This window comes from Streptomyces cavernae (genome assembly GCF_004023625.1).
In the GTDB taxonomy this organism is placed as follows: domain Bacteria; phylum Actinomycetota; class Actinomycetes; order Streptomycetales; family Streptomycetaceae; genus Streptomyces; species Streptomyces cavernae.
In genome coordinates this window covers 426,302-444,441 of the sequence record NZ_ML137708.1, presented here as the reverse complement: position 1 = coordinate 444,441, position 18,140 = coordinate 426,302, and the positions used below count along the sequence as shown (strand labels likewise).

21 protein-coding genes and 4 pseudogenes are annotated in these 18,140 nt (G+C 70.3%); 17 read left to right on the top strand and 8 right to left on the bottom strand.

All coding sequences use genetic code 11. The annotated features are described in order from the left end of the window. From EF387_RS02075 to EF387_RS02060, 4 genes are all read left to right on the top strand, one after another. Nucleotides 1-399 (top strand): ABC transporter permease subunit (locus tag EF387_RS02075; protein ID WP_238431293.1); only part of this gene is annotated, 399 nt, incomplete at its 5' end. Further along, nucleotides 285-650: a glycine betaine ABC transporter substrate-binding protein gene (locus tag EF387_RS02070; RefSeq protein ID WP_338058077.1), complete on the top strand. Its 366-nt coding sequence runs from the start codon at nucleotides 285-287 to the stop codon at nucleotides 648-650. The genes EF387_RS02075 and EF387_RS02070, both read left to right, overlap by 115 nt. Then, complete coding sequence (locus EF387_RS49345) at nucleotides 647-817, top strand: glycine betaine ABC transporter substrate-binding protein (protein WP_338058076.1); 171 nt, start codon at nucleotides 647-649, stop codon at nucleotides 815-817. Before EF387_RS02070 ends, EF387_RS49345 begins: the two co-directional genes overlap by 4 nt. A gap of 350 nt (nucleotides 818-1,167) precedes the next feature. Further along, nucleotides 1,168-1,716: a DUF1062 domain-containing protein gene (locus EF387_RS02060; RefSeq protein ID WP_128374688.1), complete on the top strand. Its 549-nt coding sequence runs from the start codon at nucleotides 1,168-1,170 to the stop codon at nucleotides 1,714-1,716. Between the two features lie 181 nt (nucleotides 1,717-1,897). Here the strand turns inward: EF387_RS02060 and EF387_RS02055 are convergent. Continuing rightward, a pseudogene (locus EF387_RS02055) lies at nucleotides 1,898-2,086 on the bottom strand (MFS transporter); the annotation flags it as partial. A 30-nt stretch (nucleotides 2,087-2,116) separates the two neighbouring features. On the opposite strand from EF387_RS02055, the pseudogene EF387_RS47945 reads away from it, so the two are divergent. Further along, nucleotides 2,117-2,206, top strand: a pseudogene (locus EF387_RS47945) (hypothetical protein); the annotation flags it as partial. 54 nt (nucleotides 2,207-2,260) lie between these two features. Continuing rightward, complete coding sequence (locus EF387_RS02050; RefSeq protein ID WP_238431295.1) at nucleotides 2,261-2,905, top strand: hypothetical protein; 645 nt, start codon at nucleotides 2,261-2,263, stop codon at nucleotides 2,903-2,905. Between the two features lie 469 nt (nucleotides 2,906-3,374). On the opposite strand, the gene EF387_RS02040 is transcribed toward EF387_RS02050, so the two are convergent. Then, entirely contained in the window at nucleotides 3,375-3,770 is a 396-nt protein-coding gene (locus EF387_RS02040) for a DUF5997 family protein (RefSeq protein WP_128374687.1), read from the bottom strand. Between the two features lie 444 nt (nucleotides 3,771-4,214). On the opposite strand from EF387_RS02040, the gene EF387_RS02035 reads away from it, so the two are divergent. The 5 genes from EF387_RS02035 to EF387_RS02015 all read left to right on the top strand — a co-directional run bounded on the left by EF387_RS02035 (nucleotide 4,215) and on the right by EF387_RS02015 (nucleotide 7,596). After that, nucleotides 4,215-5,060: a LysR family substrate-binding domain-containing protein gene (locus EF387_RS02035; RefSeq protein ID WP_128374686.1), complete on the top strand. Its 846-nt coding sequence runs from the start codon at nucleotides 4,215-4,217 to the stop codon at nucleotides 5,058-5,060. Between the two features lie 128 nt (nucleotides 5,061-5,188). After that, on the top strand, nucleotides 5,189-6,109 hold the full coding sequence (locus EF387_RS02030; RefSeq protein ID WP_238431282.1) for a TIGR03619 family F420-dependent LLM class oxidoreductase: 921 nt from the start codon (nucleotides 5,189-5,191) through the stop codon (nucleotides 6,107-6,109). A gap of 55 nt (nucleotides 6,110-6,164) precedes the next feature. Beyond that, the gene (locus tag EF387_RS02025; RefSeq protein WP_338058077.1) at nucleotides 6,165-6,530 is read left to right on the top strand and encodes a glycine betaine ABC transporter substrate-binding protein; all 366 of its coding nucleotides are present in this window, start codon (nucleotides 6,165-6,167) and stop codon (nucleotides 6,528-6,530) included. After that, a complete protein-coding gene (locus tag EF387_RS49340; RefSeq protein WP_338058076.1) occupies nucleotides 6,527-6,697 on the top strand; it encodes a glycine betaine ABC transporter substrate-binding protein in 171 nt (56 codons plus the stop codon). The genes EF387_RS02025 and EF387_RS49340 overlap by 4 nt, the downstream gene beginning before the upstream one ends. Before the next feature lie 350 nt (nucleotides 6,698-7,047). Further along, nucleotides 7,048-7,596: a DUF1062 domain-containing protein gene (locus EF387_RS02015; RefSeq protein WP_128374688.1), complete on the top strand. Its 549-nt coding sequence runs from the start codon at nucleotides 7,048-7,050 to the stop codon at nucleotides 7,594-7,596. Between the two features lie 181 nt (nucleotides 7,597-7,777). Here the strand turns inward: EF387_RS02015 and EF387_RS02010 are convergent. Continuing rightward, nucleotides 7,778-7,966: pseudogene (locus EF387_RS02010) on the bottom strand (MFS transporter); the annotation flags it as partial. 30 nt (nucleotides 7,967-7,996) lie between these two features. On the opposite strand from EF387_RS02010, the pseudogene EF387_RS47940 reads away from it, so the two are divergent. Together EF387_RS47940 and EF387_RS02005 are read left to right on the top strand one after the other, a co-directional pair. Then, nucleotides 7,997-8,086 (top strand): annotated as a pseudogene (locus EF387_RS47940) (hypothetical protein); the annotation flags it as partial. 54 nt (nucleotides 8,087-8,140) lie between these two features. Beyond that, nucleotides 8,141-8,785 carry a hypothetical protein gene (locus EF387_RS02005; protein ID WP_238431295.1) on the top strand — a complete coding sequence of 215 codons (645 nt, stop codon included), beginning with the start codon at nucleotides 8,141-8,143 and terminating at the stop codon, nucleotides 8,783-8,785. 469 nt (nucleotides 8,786-9,254) lie between these two features. Here the strand turns inward: EF387_RS02005 and EF387_RS01995 are convergent, their stop codons facing one another. Then, nucleotides 9,255-9,650: a DUF5997 family protein gene (locus EF387_RS01995; RefSeq protein ID WP_128374687.1), complete on the bottom strand. Its 396-nt coding sequence runs from the start codon at nucleotides 9,648-9,650 to the stop codon at nucleotides 9,255-9,257. A 444-nt stretch (nucleotides 9,651-10,094) separates the two neighbouring features. On the opposite strand from EF387_RS01995, the gene EF387_RS01990 reads away from it, so the two are divergent. The 3 genes from EF387_RS01990 to EF387_RS01980 all read left to right on the top strand — a co-directional run bounded on the left by EF387_RS01990 (nucleotide 10,095) and on the right by EF387_RS01980 (nucleotide 12,810). After that, the gene (locus tag EF387_RS01990; protein WP_128374686.1) at nucleotides 10,095-10,940 is read left to right on the top strand and encodes a LysR family substrate-binding domain-containing protein; all 846 of its coding nucleotides are present in this window, start codon (nucleotides 10,095-10,097) and stop codon (nucleotides 10,938-10,940) included. 128 nt (nucleotides 10,941-11,068) lie between these two features. Continuing rightward, nucleotides 11,069-12,043 (top strand): TIGR03619 family F420-dependent LLM class oxidoreductase, encoded by a 975-nt coding sequence (locus tag EF387_RS01985; protein WP_238431281.1) that lies wholly within the window; start codon nucleotides 11,069-11,071, stop codon nucleotides 12,041-12,043. After that, nucleotides 12,040-12,810, top strand: a complete 771-nt coding sequence (locus EF387_RS01980) for a type 1 glutamine amidotransferase (protein WP_128374685.1) — start codon at nucleotides 12,040-12,042, stop codon at nucleotides 12,808-12,810. Before EF387_RS01985 ends, EF387_RS01980 begins: the two co-directional genes overlap by 4 nt. Nucleotides 12,811-12,871: 61 nt before the next feature. Here the strand turns inward: EF387_RS01980 and EF387_RS01975 are convergent, their stop codons facing one another. The 4 genes from EF387_RS01975 to EF387_RS01960 all read right to left on the bottom strand — a co-directional run bounded on the left by EF387_RS01975 (nucleotide 12,872) and on the right by EF387_RS01960 (nucleotide 16,975). Continuing rightward, complete coding sequence (locus EF387_RS01975) at nucleotides 12,872-13,771, bottom strand: carbohydrate ABC transporter permease (protein ID WP_128374684.1); 900 nt, start codon at nucleotides 13,769-13,771, stop codon at nucleotides 12,872-12,874. After that, nucleotides 13,771-14,616 (bottom strand): carbohydrate ABC transporter permease, encoded by an 846-nt coding sequence (locus tag EF387_RS01970; protein ID WP_238431292.1) that lies wholly within the window; start codon nucleotides 14,614-14,616, stop codon nucleotides 13,771-13,773. Before EF387_RS01970 ends, EF387_RS01975 begins: the two co-directional genes overlap by 1 nt. 112 nt (nucleotides 14,617-14,728) lie before the next feature. Further along, on the bottom strand, nucleotides 14,729-16,099 hold the full coding sequence (locus EF387_RS01965; RefSeq protein ID WP_128374683.1) for an ABC transporter substrate-binding protein: 1,371 nt from the start codon (nucleotides 16,097-16,099) through the stop codon (nucleotides 14,729-14,731). Nucleotides 16,100-16,381: 282 nt separating this feature from the next. Next, nucleotides 16,382-16,975 (bottom strand): TetR/AcrR family transcriptional regulator, encoded by a 594-nt coding sequence (locus EF387_RS01960; RefSeq protein ID WP_128374682.1) that lies wholly within the window; start codon nucleotides 16,973-16,975, stop codon nucleotides 16,382-16,384. Nucleotides 16,976-17,132: 157 nt separating this feature from the next. On the opposite strand from EF387_RS01960, the gene EF387_RS01955 reads away from it, so the two are divergent. Then, entirely contained in the window at nucleotides 17,133-18,140 is a 1,008-nt protein-coding gene (locus EF387_RS01955) for a patatin-like phospholipase family protein (RefSeq protein ID WP_238431280.1), read from the top strand.

The window sequence follows — 18,140 nt, the reverse complement described above, 5'->3', positions numbered from 1 at the left end:
ACGGTGATGATCCCGCTGACGCTGTACACCCTGTCGGTCCTGGTGCCCAATGTCGTGGACGGGCTGGCGTCCGTCCCCGAGCCCGTACGGCAGGCGGCCACGGCCATGGGATTCACCGCGGTACGCCGTGTCGTCCAGGTCGAACTGCCCATCGCCGTGCCCGTCGTCGTCGCCGGTGTGCGCGTCGCCGCCGTCTCCTCCATCAGTCTGGTCGCGGTGGGGCAGCTGATCGGCCAGGGCGGTCTCGGCTACTACATCACCCGTGGCCTCCAGCTCGACTTGAGATACTCGACTCCTCCGCCGCCGAGGACAAGGACTCGGTCACCGTCACCCCTGAGATCGCGGCCAAGTACAACCTCAAGTCGCTGGCCGATCTCAAGGCCGTGGCGGGCAAGATGACGATCGGGGGCAGCTCGGAGTTCAAGACCCGCACCCAGGGCCTGGTCGGGCTCAAGACGGTGTACGGCGTGGAGTTCAAGAAGTACCAGCCGCTGGACGCGGGCACCCAGAGCACCCTGCTGGATCTGCTGAAGAAGGACACGGTCCAGGCCGCCAACCTCTACACCACCGATCCCGCCATCGTCGAGGACAAGCTGGTGGTGCTGGAGGACCCGAAGAACCTGTTCTCCTCGCAGAACGTGACCCCCTGATCTACAAGGAGGCCTTCGACGACAAGTCCAAGGCGGCGCTCAACGCCGTCTCGGCCAAGCTCACCACCGAGGACCTGCTGGAGATGATGAAGAAGCTCGTCAACGACAAGGAGGACGCCGACACGGTCGCGAAGGACTGGCTGACCCAGGCCGGTCTGGTGAACTGACCGGAGGGGCGTCCGCTGTCGGCGGCGGTCGCATGCAGTGCCGCGACCGCCGCCGCGGCGACGCCGTCCTCGTCGGTCGGCATCCGCACGCCGCCGAAGCGCACACGGTGGAGGTGGGCGCCGCCCGATGGGTCATGATCCGCCGGATGGAACCTGGTGGTGAGGCGCTCGAAAACCAGTGGAGCCGTGCCGCTGTGCGCCATTACCGTGCTGCCGAGCCAAGTCGTCTGGGTAAGGACGTGCCGTTGTACACCGTGTGAGACCTCCCGAGAGCTGATGTGTCGCGCGTCGCGCATGCGCGCCGCGCTCCTTTTTGCTGCGGACTTCTCATCTGAAACCGGTGTACTTCTGTGCTCAACAACTGGGTGGTCATGCCCACCTGTCTGCCGACCGTTCTCCGCCGTTGCCACGCCTGCGCGTCCGAGCGTTTCCGGGCGAACGGCAAGTTTCGCGTCAACGCCAACCACAAACTCCTCGACGCCTGGCTCCTCGTGCTCTGTACCGCTTGCGGGGACACGGCAAAGCTCACGGTTCTGGAACGGATGAACGTGCGCTCGGTACGGCCTGAGCTGCTGGACCGGCTGCATGACAACGACCCTGTCCTGGCAGCCGAGCTGCTTCAGGACGCGGTCGTGCGGCGCCGTAATCGCATCGCCCTCGACTGGGACGGCGCCTGGCGCCTCGACACCGGCGGATCGGATCACCTGGACTGCGAGGTGATCGACGTTTCAGTCCGCTTTGCGGCGCGGATCCCCGTCCGGCCGGTGCGACTGGTCGCTGAAGGTTGCGGACTCTCGCGGGCGGAGGTCGAGAGACTGATCACGGAGGGGAATCTCGTTTCGGCAGTCCGGCTGACCGGCAAGCTCTCCGGCGACTTCACCTTCACGCTCAAGCGCTGAGCATCCTCGGACCGGGGGCCTGTCCGGTTGTTCCGCCGGACAGGCCCTCAGGAGGTGTTGCAAAGGATGACGCCATCCACTACCCCGATGACTGACTGCACGTGCCCGAGCAGCCGGCCGCTCCTGGTCCCGGCACGCGGGGCACAGCGCCGTCCGGACACCGGGCGACCCAAGGGTGCCGTCACGTGGCGAAGTCGCAGTCGCGGGTTTCCGGCAGGGCCAGCAGGCACAGGAGGCTCAGCAGACAGAGGCTGCCGGTGTAGAAACCGAGCACGAGCGGTGAGTTCCACCGGCTGTTCAGCCAGGTGGCGGCGAGGGGAGCGAAGCCGCCGCCGAGGGTGTTGGCGAGGATGAAGGCCGTGGAGGCGCCGTTCAGACTGCCGTTTCCGGCGGCGAGTTGATGCCGCCGGAGGTCGCGGAACGGTTCGCCGAGCGGTACGGCGTTCCGGTCGGCGAGTCCTACGGGACCACCGAGACCGGTGTGGTCGCCATGGACGTCGGCGGCGCGCTGCGGCCCTCGGTCGGCCGGGCGGCACCCGGCCTGGTGATACGGGAGCACAACGGCGAACCGGACGTCGCGCTGGAGGAGTCGCCGTACCTCTTCGACTCCGGCGGTACGCAGTACGCGGACGGCAGCCTGCACGCCCGCGACCGGGCCACGGTGGACGCCACCGGGGCGGTCCGGGTGCACGGCCGAGCGGACTCACTCGTCGTGATCGGCGGCCTGAAGGTCGACCTCACCGAGGTGGAGAACGTGCTCCGCGAGCACCCGGCGGTCGAGCAGGCGGTGCTGGTCGACGAAGGCATCACCGAGGCGTATGTCGCGCCGGCCGCCGGTGGAGCGCCCCTCCGCCGAGGAACTGCTGCGCTGGTGCCGGGAGCGGCTGGCCGACTACAAGCTGCCGCGGGTGATCCGGCTTTCATCACCACCGACACCGTCCGGGAGCTGCTGTCGGACCGCAAGATCTTCCCCGGGGTGCCCGCCGACCTCGGCGAGGACACCGAACTGGTCCTGGACTCCCTGGGTCTGGTGTGGCTGCTGCACGTGGTGGAGGAGCGCTACGGCCTGGTCGTGGAGCCCGGCGACGAGGACATCGCGCAGTTGACCTCACTCCGCAGGCTCACCGAGTCCCTGCACGCCGCCGCCCGGACGGATCAGGCGGACGGGGGTGGCCGTGTTGAGCGGTGAGGCGGCTGTGTTGAGCGGTGAGGCGGCTGTGTTGAGCGGTGAGGTGGCCGCGTTGAGCGGTGAGGTTGCCGTGACCGGCTTCGGCGTGCGCACCGCCTTCGGCGCGGGCGCCGAGGCCCTGCGGCGCGGGGTGTTCGCCGGAGTCCCCGCTTCACGCCCACTAGGTTCGACACCGGCCCCTACCGAACGCCGATGGCGGCGGCCCCGGACGACGGACCCGACGCGGTGGAGGACTGGGCGCTCCGCCACGCGCTCGCCCGGTGCGGGACGGAAGCCCTCGACATGGCCGGCCTCGGCCCGGGCACGGCGGCGGCGGTCCTGCTCGGTGTCGCCGGTGACCACACCAGCGTCACGCGGTACTGGCGGAGCGCCGGCCACGGCGCCTGGGCAGGCCACCCCGACGGCTCCGTGGCCGGGCCGCGGGCGGACGGAGGGGCCGGGCCGTGCGCCGGGCCTTGGGCCGGGCGCGCTATCGGCGGGTCTGCTCGGCGAGTTCGGCGTTCTTCTTCTTGATGCGTGCCGCTTCCTTGCGGACCTCGGCCTGGGTGGCGCGTTCCTTTTCCAGCCACTCGGGCGGAGCCGTCAGCAACGCCTCGATCTGCTCGGTCGTGAGAGGGTCCGTGATTCCGCCGCGGGCGAGACCCGAGATGGAGACGCCCAGTTTCGCCGCGACCACCGGACGGGGGTGGGGTCCGCGTCGCCGCAGCTCGCGCAGCCACTCGGGCGGATCGGCCTGGAGCTGGTTCAACTCGGCACGTGAGACGACACCCGCCTGGAACTCGGCCGGGGTGGCCCCGAGGTACACACCCAGCTTCTTGGCCGCGGTCGCGGGCTTCAGCGTCTGGGTGGTCTGTTGCGACTTCATGGCGACAAGACTATCGGCCTGACGCGGGAGCCTCTGCCGCCGTGCGCGGGACGGCTGCCGCGTGCGGGACCGCCGCCGCCAGGGCGGGGTCGGGGGCCGCGACCGGGATGCCGCTGCCGCTCGCCGGACCGCCGACACCCCGTGCGGGATACGGGCGCCCGCGCACTGGATCGCCGACGCCGGCTGATGGACCATCGGCCGCGACCGGGATGCGGGTGCCGCGTACGGTCTCCTGGTGCGTCAGTACGGGACCGCCGGCGGCCCGTGCGGGATGCCGGTGCCGTGTACGGTCTGCCGGTGCGGAGTACGGGACCGCCGGCGGCCCGTGCGGGATGCCGGTGCCGTGTACGGTCTGCCGGTGCCCGGGGCGGGACCTCCGGTGGCTCGGGCGGGATCGCCGATGCCTCGGGCGGGACCTCGGCCGTGAGCGGGTAGCCTGGCCGGGTGACAGGCTCGGAAGCATCCCCATCGTTCCGGCTCGCGTACGTCCCGGGGGTGACGCCCGCCAAGTGGGTGAGCATCTGGAACGAGCGCCTGCCCGACGTCCCCCTGACCCTGGTCCCCGTGCCCGCCGCGGAAGCGGCCGATGTGCTGCGGAGCGGGGGAGCCGACGCGGCGCTCCTCCGGCTGCCGGTCGACCGCGCGGTCTTCAGCGCGATCCCCCTCTACACCGAGACGACCGTGGTCGTCGTGCCCAAGGACCATCTCGTGACGGCGGTGGACGAGGTGTCGGCCGACGACATCGCCGACGATGTCGTCCTCCACCCGCTCGACGACGTCCTCGGCTGGGCCGCGCCGCCGGGGCGGCCCGCCGTCGAGCGCCCCGCCACCACGGCCGACGCCATCGAACTCGTGGGCGCGGGCGTGGGCCTCCTCGTCGTCCCGCAGTCGCTGGCCCGCCTGCACCACCGCAGGGATCTCACCTACCGGCCGCTCGTGGACGCCCCTCAGTCGAGCGTCGCACTGTCGTGGCCCGAGGACGCGACGACCGATCTGGTCGAGGACTTCATCGGGATCGTCCGCGGCCGGACCGTCAACAGCACCCGGGGCCGCCCCACGAGCGGCACGGCACAGCCGGAGAGCAAGCGCCCCGACACGTCCGGCGCACGGCGCAAGCCAGCCGGCGGGAAGACGAGCGGCGGGAAGACGACCGGCGGAAAGTCGAGCGCCGGGAAGCCGCGCGGCGGCTCCGGGGGCCGGGGCGGTTCCGCGGGTTCCGGCGGCTCCGGGGGCTCCGGGGGCTCCGGCGGCCCCAGAGGCGGCAGGCGCGGGAGGCCGCGCCACCGGTGAGGCACGGTGTGGCGGCCGACCGGCCGCCGCGCTGCCGCGGCCTTGGGCGGCTCCGCTGCGCCGACCCGGCTGCCTGAAAGGCACGCTCTTGCCGTCCCAGTCCGCATCGGCATATTGTTTGGGATCAAATGACATTCGAAGACCGGAGATCGGAGGTCCCGGTGCCGGACCGCATTCCCCGTATGCAGCTCGTGCTCAGCGAGAACTGGACCATGACCGGTGGTCGTGCCGACCTGCCGACGGTGGTGCGCTGGGCCCGGGAGGCCGAGGACGCCGGGTTCGACTCCGTGATGATCAGCGAACACATCGTGCTCGGACCGGACGCCGGCGTGAACGGCATCATGGGCAACCCCCGCGACTGGGCGCTGCCGGGCAACCAGGACCCGTACACACCCTGGCCCAACTCCCTGCTCCTGCTCGCCGCCATCGCGGCCGTGACCGACCGGGTGCGCCTCGCCGCCTCGGCGGTGATCGCCCCGCTCCGCCATCCGCTGCTACTGGCCCGCGAGTTGGGCACCCTCGACCTGCTGAGCGAGGGCCGGCTGATGGTGCTGCCCAATGTGAGCTGGAGCCGTGACGAGTACGAGGCCCTCGGCGTCCCCTTCTCCCGGCGCGGGAAGCTGCTCGACGAGCACCTGGAGATCTGGGCGAAGTTGTGGGGCCCTTCTCCCGTGTCGCACAAGGGCGAGCACTACGGCTTCGAGAACGTCTACTTCGAGCCCAAGGCCCACCGCCCCGACGGTCCGCGACTGTGTCTCGGCGGTGCCGGCATGCACGACGCCATGGTGCGCCGGATCGTACGGTACGGTCACGCCTTCAACCCGCTCGGACGGCCCACGCCCGAGGAGATGCGGAAGCTGACGCGGGCGATGGCCGCCGCCGGACGGGACATCGCCGACCTGGAGATGATCGGCGGCATACGCGTCGTCTTCCCGGACGACTACGCCGTGTCGTCCAGGTCGAACTGCCCATCGCCGTGCCCGTCGTCGTCGCCGGTGTGCGCGTCGCCGCCGTCTCCTCCATCAGTCTGGTCGCGGTGGGGCAGCTGATCGGCCAGGGCGGTCTCGGCTACTACATCACCCGTGGCCTCCAGCTCGACTTGAGATACTCGACTCCTCCGCCGCCGAGGACAAGGACTCGGTCACCGTCACCCCTGAGATCGCGGCCAAGTACAACCTCAAGTCGCTGGCCGATCTCAAGGCCGTGGCGGGCAAGATGACGATCGGGGGCAGCTCGGAGTTCAAGACCCGCACCCAGGGCCTGGTCGGGCTCAAGACGGTGTACGGCGTGGAGTTCAAGAAGTACCAGCCGCTGGACGCGGGCACCCAGAGCACCCTGCTGGATCTGCTGAAGAAGGACACGGTCCAGGCCGCCAACCTCTACACCACCGATCCCGCCATCGTCGAGGACAAGCTGGTGGTGCTGGAGGACCCGAAGAACCTGTTCTCCTCGCAGAACGTGACCCCCTGATCTACAAGGAGGCCTTCGACGACAAGTCCAAGGCGGCGCTCAACGCCGTCTCGGCCAAGCTCACCACCGAGGACCTGCTGGAGATGATGAAGAAGCTCGTCAACGACAAGGAGGACGCCGACACGGTCGCGAAGGACTGGCTGACCCAGGCCGGTCTGGTGAACTGACCGGAGGGGCGTCCGCTGTCGGCGGCGGTCGCATGCAGTGCCGCGACCGCCGCCGCGGCGACGCCGTCCTCGTCGGTCGGCATCCGCACGCCGCCGAAGCGCACACGGTGGAGGTGGGCGCCGCCCGATGGGTCATGATCCGCCGGATGGAACCTGGTGGTGAGGCGCTCGAAAACCAGTGGAGCCGTGCCGCTGTGCGCCATTACCGTGCTGCCGAGCCAAGTCGTCTGGGTAAGGACGTGCCGTTGTACACCGTGTGAGACCTCCCGAGAGCTGATGTGTCGCGCGTCGCGCATGCGCGCCGCGCTCCTTTTTGCTGCGGACTTCTCATCTGAAACCGGTGTACTTCTGTGCTCAACAACTGGGTGGTCATGCCCACCTGTCTGCCGACCGTTCTCCGCCGTTGCCACGCCTGCGCGTCCGAGCGTTTCCGGGCGAACGGCAAGTTTCGCGTCAACGCCAACCACAAACTCCTCGACGCCTGGCTCCTCGTGCTCTGTACCGCTTGCGGGGACACGGCAAAGCTCACGGTTCTGGAACGGATGAACGTGCGCTCGGTACGGCCTGAGCTGCTGGACCGGCTGCATGACAACGACCCTGTCCTGGCAGCCGAGCTGCTTCAGGACGCGGTCGTGCGGCGCCGTAATCGCATCGCCCTCGACTGGGACGGCGCCTGGCGCCTCGACACCGGCGGATCGGATCACCTGGACTGCGAGGTGATCGACGTTTCAGTCCGCTTTGCGGCGCGGATCCCCGTCCGGCCGGTGCGACTGGTCGCTGAAGGTTGCGGACTCTCGCGGGCGGAGGTCGAGAGACTGATCACGGAGGGGAATCTCGTTTCGGCAGTCCGGCTGACCGGCAAGCTCTCCGGCGACTTCACCTTCACGCTCAAGCGCTGAGCATCCTCGGACCGGGGGCCTGTCCGGTTGTTCCGCCGGACAGGCCCTCAGGAGGTGTTGCAAAGGATGACGCCATCCACTACCCCGATGACTGACTGCACGTGCCCGAGCAGCCGGCCGCTCCTGGTCCCGGCACGCGGGGCACAGCGCCGTCCGGACACCGGGCGACCCAAGGGTGCCGTCACGTGGCGAAGTCGCAGTCGCGGGTTTCCGGCAGGGCCAGCAGGCACAGGAGGCTCAGCAGACAGAGGCTGCCGGTGTAGAAACCGAGCACGAGCGGTGAGTTCCACCGGCTGTTCAGCCAGGTGGCGGCGAGGGGAGCGAAGCCGCCGCCGAGGGTGTTGGCGAGGATGAAGGCCGTGGAGGCGCCGTTCAGACTGCCGTTTCCGGCGGCGAGTTGATGCCGCCGGAGGTCGCGGAACGGTTCGCCGAGCGGTACGGCGTTCCGGTCGGCGAGTCCTACGGGACCACCGAGACCGGTGTGGTCGCCATGGACGTCGGCGGCGCGCTGCGGCCCTCGGTCGGCCGGGCGGCACCCGGCCTGGTGATACGGGAGCACAACGGCGAACCGGACGTCGCGCTGGAGGAGTCGCCGTACCTCTTCGACTCCGGCGGTACGCAGTACGCGGACGGCAGCCTGCACGCCCGCGACCGGGCCACGGTGGACGCCACCGGGGCGGTCCGGGTGCACGGCCGAGCGGACTCACTCGTCGTGATCGGCGGCCTGAAGGTCGACCTCACCGAGGTGGAGAACGTGCTCCGCGAGCACCCGGCGGTCGAGCAGGCGGTGCTGGTCGACGAAGGCATCACCGAGGCGTATGTCGCGCCGGCCGCCGGTGGAGCGCCCCTCCGCCGAGGAACTGCTGCGCTGGTGCCGGGAGCGGCTGGCCGACTACAAGCTGCCGCGGGTGATCCGGCTTTCATCACCACCGACACCGTCCGGGAGCTGCTGTCGGACCGCAAGATCTTCCCCGGGGTGCCCGCCGACCTCGGCGAGGACACCGAACTGGTCCTGGACTCCCTGGGTCTGGTGTGGCTGCTGCACGTGGTGGAGGAGCGCTACGGCCTGGTCGTGGAGCCCGGCGACGAGGACATCGCGCAGTTGACCTCACTCCGCAGGCTCACCGAGTCCCTGCACGCCGCCGCCCGGACGGATCAGGCGGACGGGGGTGGCCGTGTTGAGCGGTGAGGCGGCTGTGTTGAGCGGTGAGGCGGCTGTGTTGAGCGGTGAGGTGGCCGCGTTGAGCGGTGAGGTTGCCGTGACCGGCTTCGGCGTGCGCACCGCCTTCGGCGCGGGCGCCGAGGCCCTGCGGCGCGGGGTGTTCGCCGGAGTCCCCGCTTCACGCCCACTAGGTTCGACACCGGCCCCTACCGAACGCCGATGGCGGCGGCCCCGGACGACGGACCCGACGCGGTGGAGGACTGGGCGCTCCGCCACGCGCTCGCCCGGTGCGGGACGGAAGCCCTCGACATGGCCGGCCTCGGCCCGGGCACGGCGGCGGCGGTCCTGCTCGGTGTCGCCGGTGACCACACCAGCGTCACGCGGTACTGGCGGAGCGCCGGCCACGGCGCCTGGGCAGGCCACCCCGACGGCTCCGTGGCCGGGCCGCGGGCGGACGGAGGGGCCGGGCCGTGCGCCGGGCCTTGGGCCGGGCGCGCTATCGGCGGGTCTGCTCGGCGAGTTCGGCGTTCTTCTTCTTGATGCGTGCCGCTTCCTTGCGGACCTCGGCCTGGGTGGCGCGTTCCTTTTCCAGCCACTCGGGCGGAGCCGTCAGCAACGCCTCGATCTGCTCGGTCGTGAGAGGGTCCGTGATTCCGCCGCGGGCGAGACCCGAGATGGAGACGCCCAGTTTCGCCGCGACCACCGGACGGGGGTGGGGTCCGCGTCGCCGCAGCTCGCGCAGCCACTCGGGCGGATCGGCCTGGAGCTGGTTCAACTCGGCACGTGAGACGACACCCGCCTGGAACTCGGCCGGGGTGGCCCCGAGGTACACACCCAGCTTCTTGGCCGCGGTCGCGGGCTTCAGCGTCTGGGTGGTCTGTTGCGACTTCATGGCGACAAGACTATCGGCCTGACGCGGGAGCCTCTGCCGCCGTGCGCGGGACGGCTGCCGCGTGCGGGACCGCCGCCGCCAGGGCGGGGTCGGGGGCCGCGACCGGGATGCCGCTGCCGCTCGCCGGACCGCCGACACCCCGTGCGGGATACGGGCGCCCGCGCACTGGATCGCCGACGCCGGCTGATGGACCATCGGCCGCGACCGGGATGCGGGTGCCGCGTACGGTCTCCTGGTGCGTCAGTACGGGACCGCCGGCGGCCCGTGCGGGATGCCGGTGCCGTGTACGGTCTGCCGGTGCGGAGTACGGGACCGCCGGCGGCCCGTGCGGGATGCCGGTGCCGTGTACGGTCTGCCGGTGCCCGGGGCGGGACCTCCGGTGGCTCGGGCGGGATCGCCGATGCCTCGGGCGGGACCTCGGCCGTGAGCGGGTAGCCTGGCCGGGTGACAGGCTCGGAAGCATCCCCATCGTTCCGGCTCGCGTACGTCCCGGGGGTGACGCCCGCCAAGTGGGTGAGCATCTGGAACGAGCGCCTGCCCGACGTCCCCCTGACCCTGGTCCCCGTGCCCGCCGCGGAAGCGGCCGATGTGCTGCGGAGCGGGGGAGCCGACGCGGCGCTCCTCCGGCTGCCGGTCGACCGCGCGGTCTTCAGCGCGATCCCCCTCTACACCGAGACGACCGTGGTCGTCGTGCCCAAGGACCATCTCGTGACGGCGGTGGACGAGGTGTCGGCCGACGACATCGCCGACGATGTCGTCCTCCACCCGCTCGACGACGTCCTCGGCTGGGCCGCGCCGCCGGGGCGGCCCGCCGTCGAGCGCCCCGCCACCACGGCCGACGCCATCGAACTCGTGGGCGCGGGCGTGGGCCTCCTCGTCGTCCCGCAGTCGCTGGCCCGCCTGCACCACCGCAGGGATCTCACCTACCGGCCGCTCGTGGACGCCCCTCAGTCGAGCGTCGCACTGTCGTGGCCCGAGGACGCGACGACCGATCTGGTCGAGGACTTCATCGGGATCGTCCGCGGCCGGACCGTCAACAGCACCCGGGGCCGCCCCACGAGCGGCACGGCACAGCCGGAGAGCAAGCGCCCCGACACGTCCGGCGCACGGCGCAAGCCAGCCGGCGGGAAGACGAGCGGCGGGAAGACGACCGGCGGAAAGTCGAGCGCCGGGAAGCCGCGCGGCGGCTCCGGGGGCCGGGGCGGTTCCGCGGGTTCCGGCGGCTCCGGGGGCTCCGGGGGCTCCGGCGGCCCCAGAGGCGGCAGGCGCGGGAGGCCGCGCCACCGGTGAGGCACGGTGTGGCGGCCGACCGGCCGCCGCGCTGCCGCGGCCTTGGGCGGCTCCGCTGCGCCGACCCGGCTGCCTGAAAGGCACGCTCTTGCCGTCCCAGTCCGCATCGGCATATTGTTTGGGATCAAATGACATTCGAAGACCGGAGATCGGAGGTCCCGGTGCCGGACCGCATTCCCCGTATGCAGCTCGTGCTCAGCGAGAACTGGACCATGACCGGTGGTCGTGCCGACCTGCCGACGGTGGTGCGCTGGGCCCGGGAGGCCGAGGACGCCGGGTTCGACTCCGTGATGATCAGCGAACACATCGTGCTCGGACCGGACGCCGGCGTGAACGGCATCATGGGCAACCCCCGCGACTGGGCGCTGCCGGGCAACCAGGACCCGTACACACCCTGGCCCAACTCCCTGCTCCTGCTCGCCGCCATCGCGGCCGTGACCGACCGGGTGCGCCTCGCCGCCTCGGCGGTGATCGCCCCGCTCCGCCATCCGCTGCTACTGGCCCGCGAGTTGGGCACCCTCGACCTGCTGAGCGAGGGCCGGCTGATGGTGCTGCCCAATGTGAGCTGGAGCCGTGACGAGTACGAGGCCCTCGGCGTCCCCTTCTCCCGGCGCGGGAAGCTGCTCGACGAGCACCTGGAGATCTGGGCGAAGTTGTGGGGCCCTTCTCCCGTGTCGCACAAGGGCGAGCACTACGGCTTCGAGAACGTCTACTTCGAGCCCAAGGCCCACCGCCCCGACGGTCCGCGACTGTGTCTCGGCGGTGCCGGCATGCACGACGCCATGGTGCGCCGGATCGTACGGTACGGTCACGCCTTCAACCCGCTCGGACGGCCCACGCCCGAGGAGATGCGGAAGCTGACGCGGGCGATGGCCGCCGCCGGACGGGACATCGCCGACCTGGAGATGATCGGCGGCATACGCGTCGTCTTCCCGGACGACACCTCGTGCGCGGACCTCGCACGGGCGCTGGAGTCGATCCCCGAACAGATGGCGCAGGGTTTCACCACGTTCTGTGTGAAGCCCTCCCAGTTCACCGACGACCCCGGCGGCGTGGGTGCGTTCTGCCGCGAGGTCATGCGCCGGGTGGAGAAGCTGAGTTGACGACGCCCGCACGCGCCCTACGCGCCCTCGTGGTACGCCACGACCACGCGTCACTGTCCGGGCCCGTCGGTGGCCGGCTCACCCGGCTCGGCTACGTACTCGACGAGGTGACGGTCGTCCCCGCCGACCGCCACCGGGCCCCCGCGGTCGACTTCGTGTTCCCCGACCCGGCCGGGTACGACCTGCTGGTCCTGCTCGGCGCCCCCTGGTCCGTCTACGACCGGAACGCCGTCGCACCCTGGATCGACGGCGAACTCCACCTGCTGCGCACCGCGCACGCCTCGGGCACCCCCGTCCTCGGCATCTGCTTCGGCGCCCAGGCCCTGGCAACCGCCCTGGGCGGACGGGTCGAGAGGGCGCCACGCCCCGAGATCGGCTGGACGACCGTGGAGTCCGAGGCGCCGGAACTGGTGGCGGCGGGACCGTGGTTCCAGTGGCACTTCGACCGCTTCGTGACCCCGCCGGGAGCCGTCGAGCTGGCACACAGCGCCGTGGGACCACAGGCGTTCCGCTCCGGCCGTGCGCTCGGCGTGCAGTTCCACCCCGAGATCACCGAGGCGACCCTCCGGATGTGGTTCGACCTCGGCGGCCGCCGCCAGGCCGCGGAACACGGGGTCGACCCCGACCGGCTGCTCGCCGACACCACCGCCCTCAGGAACGAATCCCGGCAGCGGGCACATGACCTGGTGGACGCGTTCCTCGCCCAGGTGGCGGCATACGGGACCAACGCCGGTCCGGCGGAACGCCCGGACGCACATCCCGCTTGAACCCGTCCACCGTGAACCCGTCCCGTGTGAACCCGTCCCGTGTGAACCCGTCCAGTCCGGTTCAGCCCTTCAAAGCTCCACCGAGCGCCGAACTGCCGCCGATCAGGCGGGACATGACCACGTACAGCACGATCACCGGCGTCGAGTACAGCACCGAGAAGGCGGCGAGCTGGCCGTACTGGACCGTTCCGCGGGAGCCGAAGAAGGTGAAGATGCTGACCGAGGCCGGCTGTTGGTCGGGGGAGAGCAGCAGAAAGAACGGGACGAAGAAGTTGCCCCACATCAGGATGAAGGTGAAGATCGTCACGACCGTCACCCCCGGCCACATCAGCGGCAGCACGACCCGGCGCAGTGTCTGCATGCCGGACGCGCCGTCCGTCCAGGCCGCCTCCTCCAGCACCAGCGGTACGCCGTCCATGAAGTTCTTGGTCAGCCAGATGGCGAACGGCAGCGAGGACGTCCCCAGGAACAGGATGGTGCCGTACATGGTGTCGATCAGGTTGACCTGGACGAACATCCCGTAGACCGGCACCATCACGGCCGTGATCGGCAACCCCGTGGCGAACAGGATGGTGAGCAGGAACGGGCGCTTGAACCGGGACTCGTACCGGGAGAGCGGATAGGCCGCCAGGACCGACGCCGCCACACACAGTACGGTCGCCCCGCCGCACAGCACCAGGCCGTTGAACATCGGCAGGAAGGTGATGTCGGTGGTGAGCACGGCGCGGAAGTTGTCGAGGGTCAGCGGGTCCGGCGAGGTGATCCGCAGACCGGCCGTGCCGTTCACCGAGGCCAGGAACAACCACACCAGCGGTGCCAGGAAGCACAGGGCGATCAATGACAACACCGCGTTCACCACGGCACGTTCGGAGCGGCGGCGATCGCGGTGCCGTGTACCGAGCGCGGCCGGACGCCGGGCGCGCGGCGAAGTGGTGCTGTCCGGCCTGGCGATGACGGCCATCAGACCTCCGTCCGCAGCAGTCGCAGATACAGCACCGAGAACAGCGCTCCTACCACCAGCAGCATCAGCGCGACCGCCGTGCCGTAGCCGATCAGGCTGTTCTGGAAGGCCTGTTCGTACATATACAGCGGAAGGGTCTGGCTCTTGTTGCCCGGACCGCCACGGGTCATGACGAAGATCAGGCCGAACACCGACAGTGTCTGCAGGGTGTTGAGCATCAGGTTGGTGCCGATGGAACGACGGATCATCGGCAGGGTGATGTGCCACAGCCGGTGCCACCGCCCGGCGCCGTCCACCTCCGCGGCCTCGGTGATCTCCTGGGGGATCTCCCTCAGCGCCGCGGAGTAGACGAGCATGGAGAACGCCGTCCCCCGCCAGACGTTGGCCAGGGAGACGGCGAGGATGGGCAGCGTGTACAGCCAGTTCTGCTGCGGCAGATGGAGCAGGGAGAGGATGGCGTTGAGCTCTCCCTCCTTGCGGAAGAACACATACAGCAGGTAGGCGGCCACCACCTCGGGGATGACCCAGGCGGCGAGCACCACCGTGCCCGCGATCGACCGTACCGCCCGGGACGCCTTCTGGAGCAGGGCGGCGAGCGCCAGACCCAGCGTGTTCTGGCCGATGATCGACGACACCACGGTGAACACGAGGGTGAGGACGACCGCGTTGAAGAAGTCGGGGTCGTCGAAGGCCTTTGTGAAGTTGTCGAGTCCGACGAAACGCGCTCCGCTGGCGCCCGTCAGCCGCATGTCGGTGAACGCGTAGTACACGCAGTACGCGATCGGTCCGGCGAGGAAGAGCAGCAGCAGGACCACCGCGGGAAGCACCGGGAGCCCGCGCAGCAGCGACCGGCGGGCCCGCGCGGCGGGGGAGGGGGACCCGGAGGGGCGCGGGCGGCGGGCACCGGCCCACCGACCGCCCGCGCCCGCGCCGGCCGCCCCCGTAGTCACGGCGAGGTCACCCACGGCTGACGACCGCTCCGTCGGTAGCGCTCCTGACCGCCTCGTCGTAGTCGGCCGCTGCCTTGTCCGGGCTCGCCTGACCGGTCGTCACCGCTTCCATCGCCTCCTGGATCGCGGTGGACACCTGCGGGTAGACCGGCAGCGCCGGACGGTAGTGGGTGTACTGGACCAGGCCGGTGAAGAAGTCGACCCCGGGCATGGACTTCTGGTACCGGGCGTCGGCGGCGACGTCCTCGCGCACCGCGATGCCCGCGTTGCGGATGCAGTACTCGACAGCGTTGTCCTTCGTCTGCATCGCCTTGATGAAGTCGAAGGCCAGCTCGGGGTTCTTCGACTTGGACGGGATCGCCCAGGTCCAGCCGCCGGACAGGGTCACCGTGCCGGGGGACTGGCCCCCTTGGGTGGGCATGGCCGTGGTGCCGAGCACCGTGTTCCACTCCGGCCAGGGCTTGGCGCCGGTCTCGATCCAGTTGTTGCCCATCCACGACCCGTCCAGGTCGATGGCGAGCTTGCCAGCCGGCAGCAGCTCCGTGGCCACCGTGCTGCCGAAGTTCGCGTCGAGGGCGTCCTCGACGGCCGGGCCCAGCTTCTCCTTGAACACCGTGTCCAGGAATTCGAGGGAGTCCTTGAAACCCTTGCTGCCGACGACCCACTGCTTCGACGACGCGTCGTACAACGGATTCTCACCGGTGCCGTACAGCAGCATCTCGAAGCCCTGCATGGTCGCGGCCTCGCCCGCGGCCTTCCCGGTGTAGATGTTCATCGGCGTGACGCCGGGGAGCTTCTTCTTGATGGTGCGGGCCGCGTCCAGCACCTCGTCCCAGCTCTTCGGCTTCCAGTCGGTGGGCAGCCCGGCCTTCGCGAAGAGCTGCTTGTTGTACCACAGGCCGCGGGTGTCGGTGCCGTCCGGGACGCCGTACGTCTTGCCGTCCTGGCCCTTGGCGGCGGCCTTTGCGGTGTCGACGAACTGGCCCCAGTCCTCCCAGCCCTTCAGATAGTCGTCGATCGGGGCCAGATAGCCGCTGGCGATGTCGGCGTTGATCAGGAAGGTGTCCTCGTAGACCAGGTCGGGGGCGGTGCGCGGCGAGCGCATCATCAGCTGGATCTTGGAGTAGTAGTCGTTCTCCGAGGCCTGGATGGGGACCAGTTCGACCTTCCTGCCCTTGGCGGCCTTCTCGAACTGTTCCTTCACCATGGCCAGGTAGTTGTCCATCACCCGGGACTTGTTGTCCACCTGGCGCCAGTAGGCGACCTTGATGGTGTCGCTCGAGCCGGATTCCCCGGAGGAGCCTCCACAGGCGGTGAGACCCAGGGCGAGCGCCCCGCTCAGCGAGACGGCGAAAAGTGCTTTGAGGTGCGCGTTCATGAGCTCCTCGCAAGGAGAAGGCCCTCGAAGGTCAAGTGCTTCAAGGGAGTTGGCGCAAATCGATGCGGCTGAAAGTAAATCTGATGGATTGATGAAGTCAACTGCCGTGCGGCACATTGGTTAATCAATTCACCGATGGTGGGTGGGCGCGTACCCTCGGTGCGGTCCAGTGGTCCTTGCGCTCCCCAGGTGTCACCCACCGTGAGGCTCCGGCTGCGGTTGGGAGTGTGGCTGACCTTGGGACGGTGTCTGGCCTTGGGAATCCGGCTGATTCCGGTGATCTCACCGGCCCTTGCGCAGGATGAGCCGCAGGGTGTCCGTCAGCACCGCGGTCGGGACGGCCGGGTCGGCCACGCGCTGGATGCCGAGGCCGATGCCCAGGCTGAGCAGCGTCATCGCGGCCTGTTCGGCGGGCATCGCCAGGGAGGCGCCCAATTCCCGGGCCAGCGCGTCGAGAAGCTGCGCGAGCGCCTCACGGATCGCGCCGACGCGCTCCGTGATCTCGCGCCGCAGTTCCTCGTCATGCCGCGCCCGGGTGAGGAACTCGACCTCGAGCGTGGTCCAGGCCTCGTCACCGATGTGGGCCTCGCCCCAGGCGGTGAAGGTGGCGAGGCGGTCCTCGATCCGCTCGTCACGCATCACGGACTCGGTGAGCAGTGCCAGCTGCCGGGCGCGGATGTCGTCGAGGACGGCGAGACAGAGGTAGTCCTTGTTGCGGAAGTTGGAGTAGACGGCCCCCTTTGAGTACCCGGCCGTCTCCGCCACATCGCTGAGAGAGGTGGCGCCGTAGCCGTTGCGCAGGAACAACTCACGTGCGGTGGCGACGAGCCGCTCGCGAGTGAGTTCCTGACTCTCGACGCGGCTGAGGCGGGCCATGTCTCGCTCCCCTTCCCGTCCGGCGGCCTTCGGCTGACCCCGATCGTCGATCCCCTTGCTGAGGCCTTCGGATCCTATCCCCGCACAGGACTGTTCCCCCGTCTTCAGATACCACTAGTATCCGGATCTCATCGGTATCCGAATCGGCGGAGACTCAGTGACAACAACTGGTAGGCGAACGGCCCCTTCCCGGGGACTGGTGCTCGGCTGCGGCGGAACACTCGGCGCCGCATGGACGATCGGCGCCCTGCACTCACTCGAGGAAGCGCTGCGCTGGGACCCGCGGGACGCGGACGTGCTGGTGGGCACCTCGGCCGGGGCGGAGCTCGCGGCCATGCTCGGCGCCGGCATCGGTGTGGCGGAGCTGCTGGCGGCACAGCTCGCCCAGGAGGACGCCCGCCCGGAACTGGTCCGGCACTTCGCGGCCCCGCCCCGGGCCTTCCCGCCCCGCCCCGCGGCCTTCCCCGGATCGCCGCGGCTGGCACGTGGCGCGCTGCGGGGTACCGTTCCGGCGCTGGCGGGCCTGTCCGCGCTGCTGCCACAGGGGCGTGCCGACGCCGGTTGGCTGGCGGCCCTCGCCGACCAGCTGACGCCCGCCGGGCAGTGGGTCGGCCATCCCGCGACCTGGCTGGTCGCGGCCGACTTCGACACGGGCCGCCGCACCGTCTTCGGACACCCCGACTTCCCGCGGGCCGCCCTCCGGGATGCGCTGCGCGCCTCCTGGGCGGTCCCCGGCTGGTTCCGGCCCGTACGCATCGACAGCCGGCGCTACGCCGACGGCGGCATCCTCTCCACGGCCTCGGCCGACCTCCTCGTCCCCCATGGGCTCGACGAGGTGTACGTCGTGGCGCCGATGAGTTCCGTCTCGCCCGGACCGCGCCGCGGTCTCGGCCGGGCCGAGGCACTGCTGCGCCGGGCCATGACCCGCACGCTGAACGACGAGTGCGCGGCGCTGCGGGCTACGGGCACCCGGGTCGTCCGCATCGAGCCCACTCCGGCCGACCTCGACGTCATGGGCGGCAACTTCATGGACGGCGGACGCCGTCCGGCGGTCCTCGAGACGGCTCTGCGCACCACGCGGGCCGTCGTCCGCGACCGCCTGGCGCCCGCCCCCGATCCCCGCCGCACCGGCCACCTCCGCGACGACGCCCGTACAGGAGCCTGA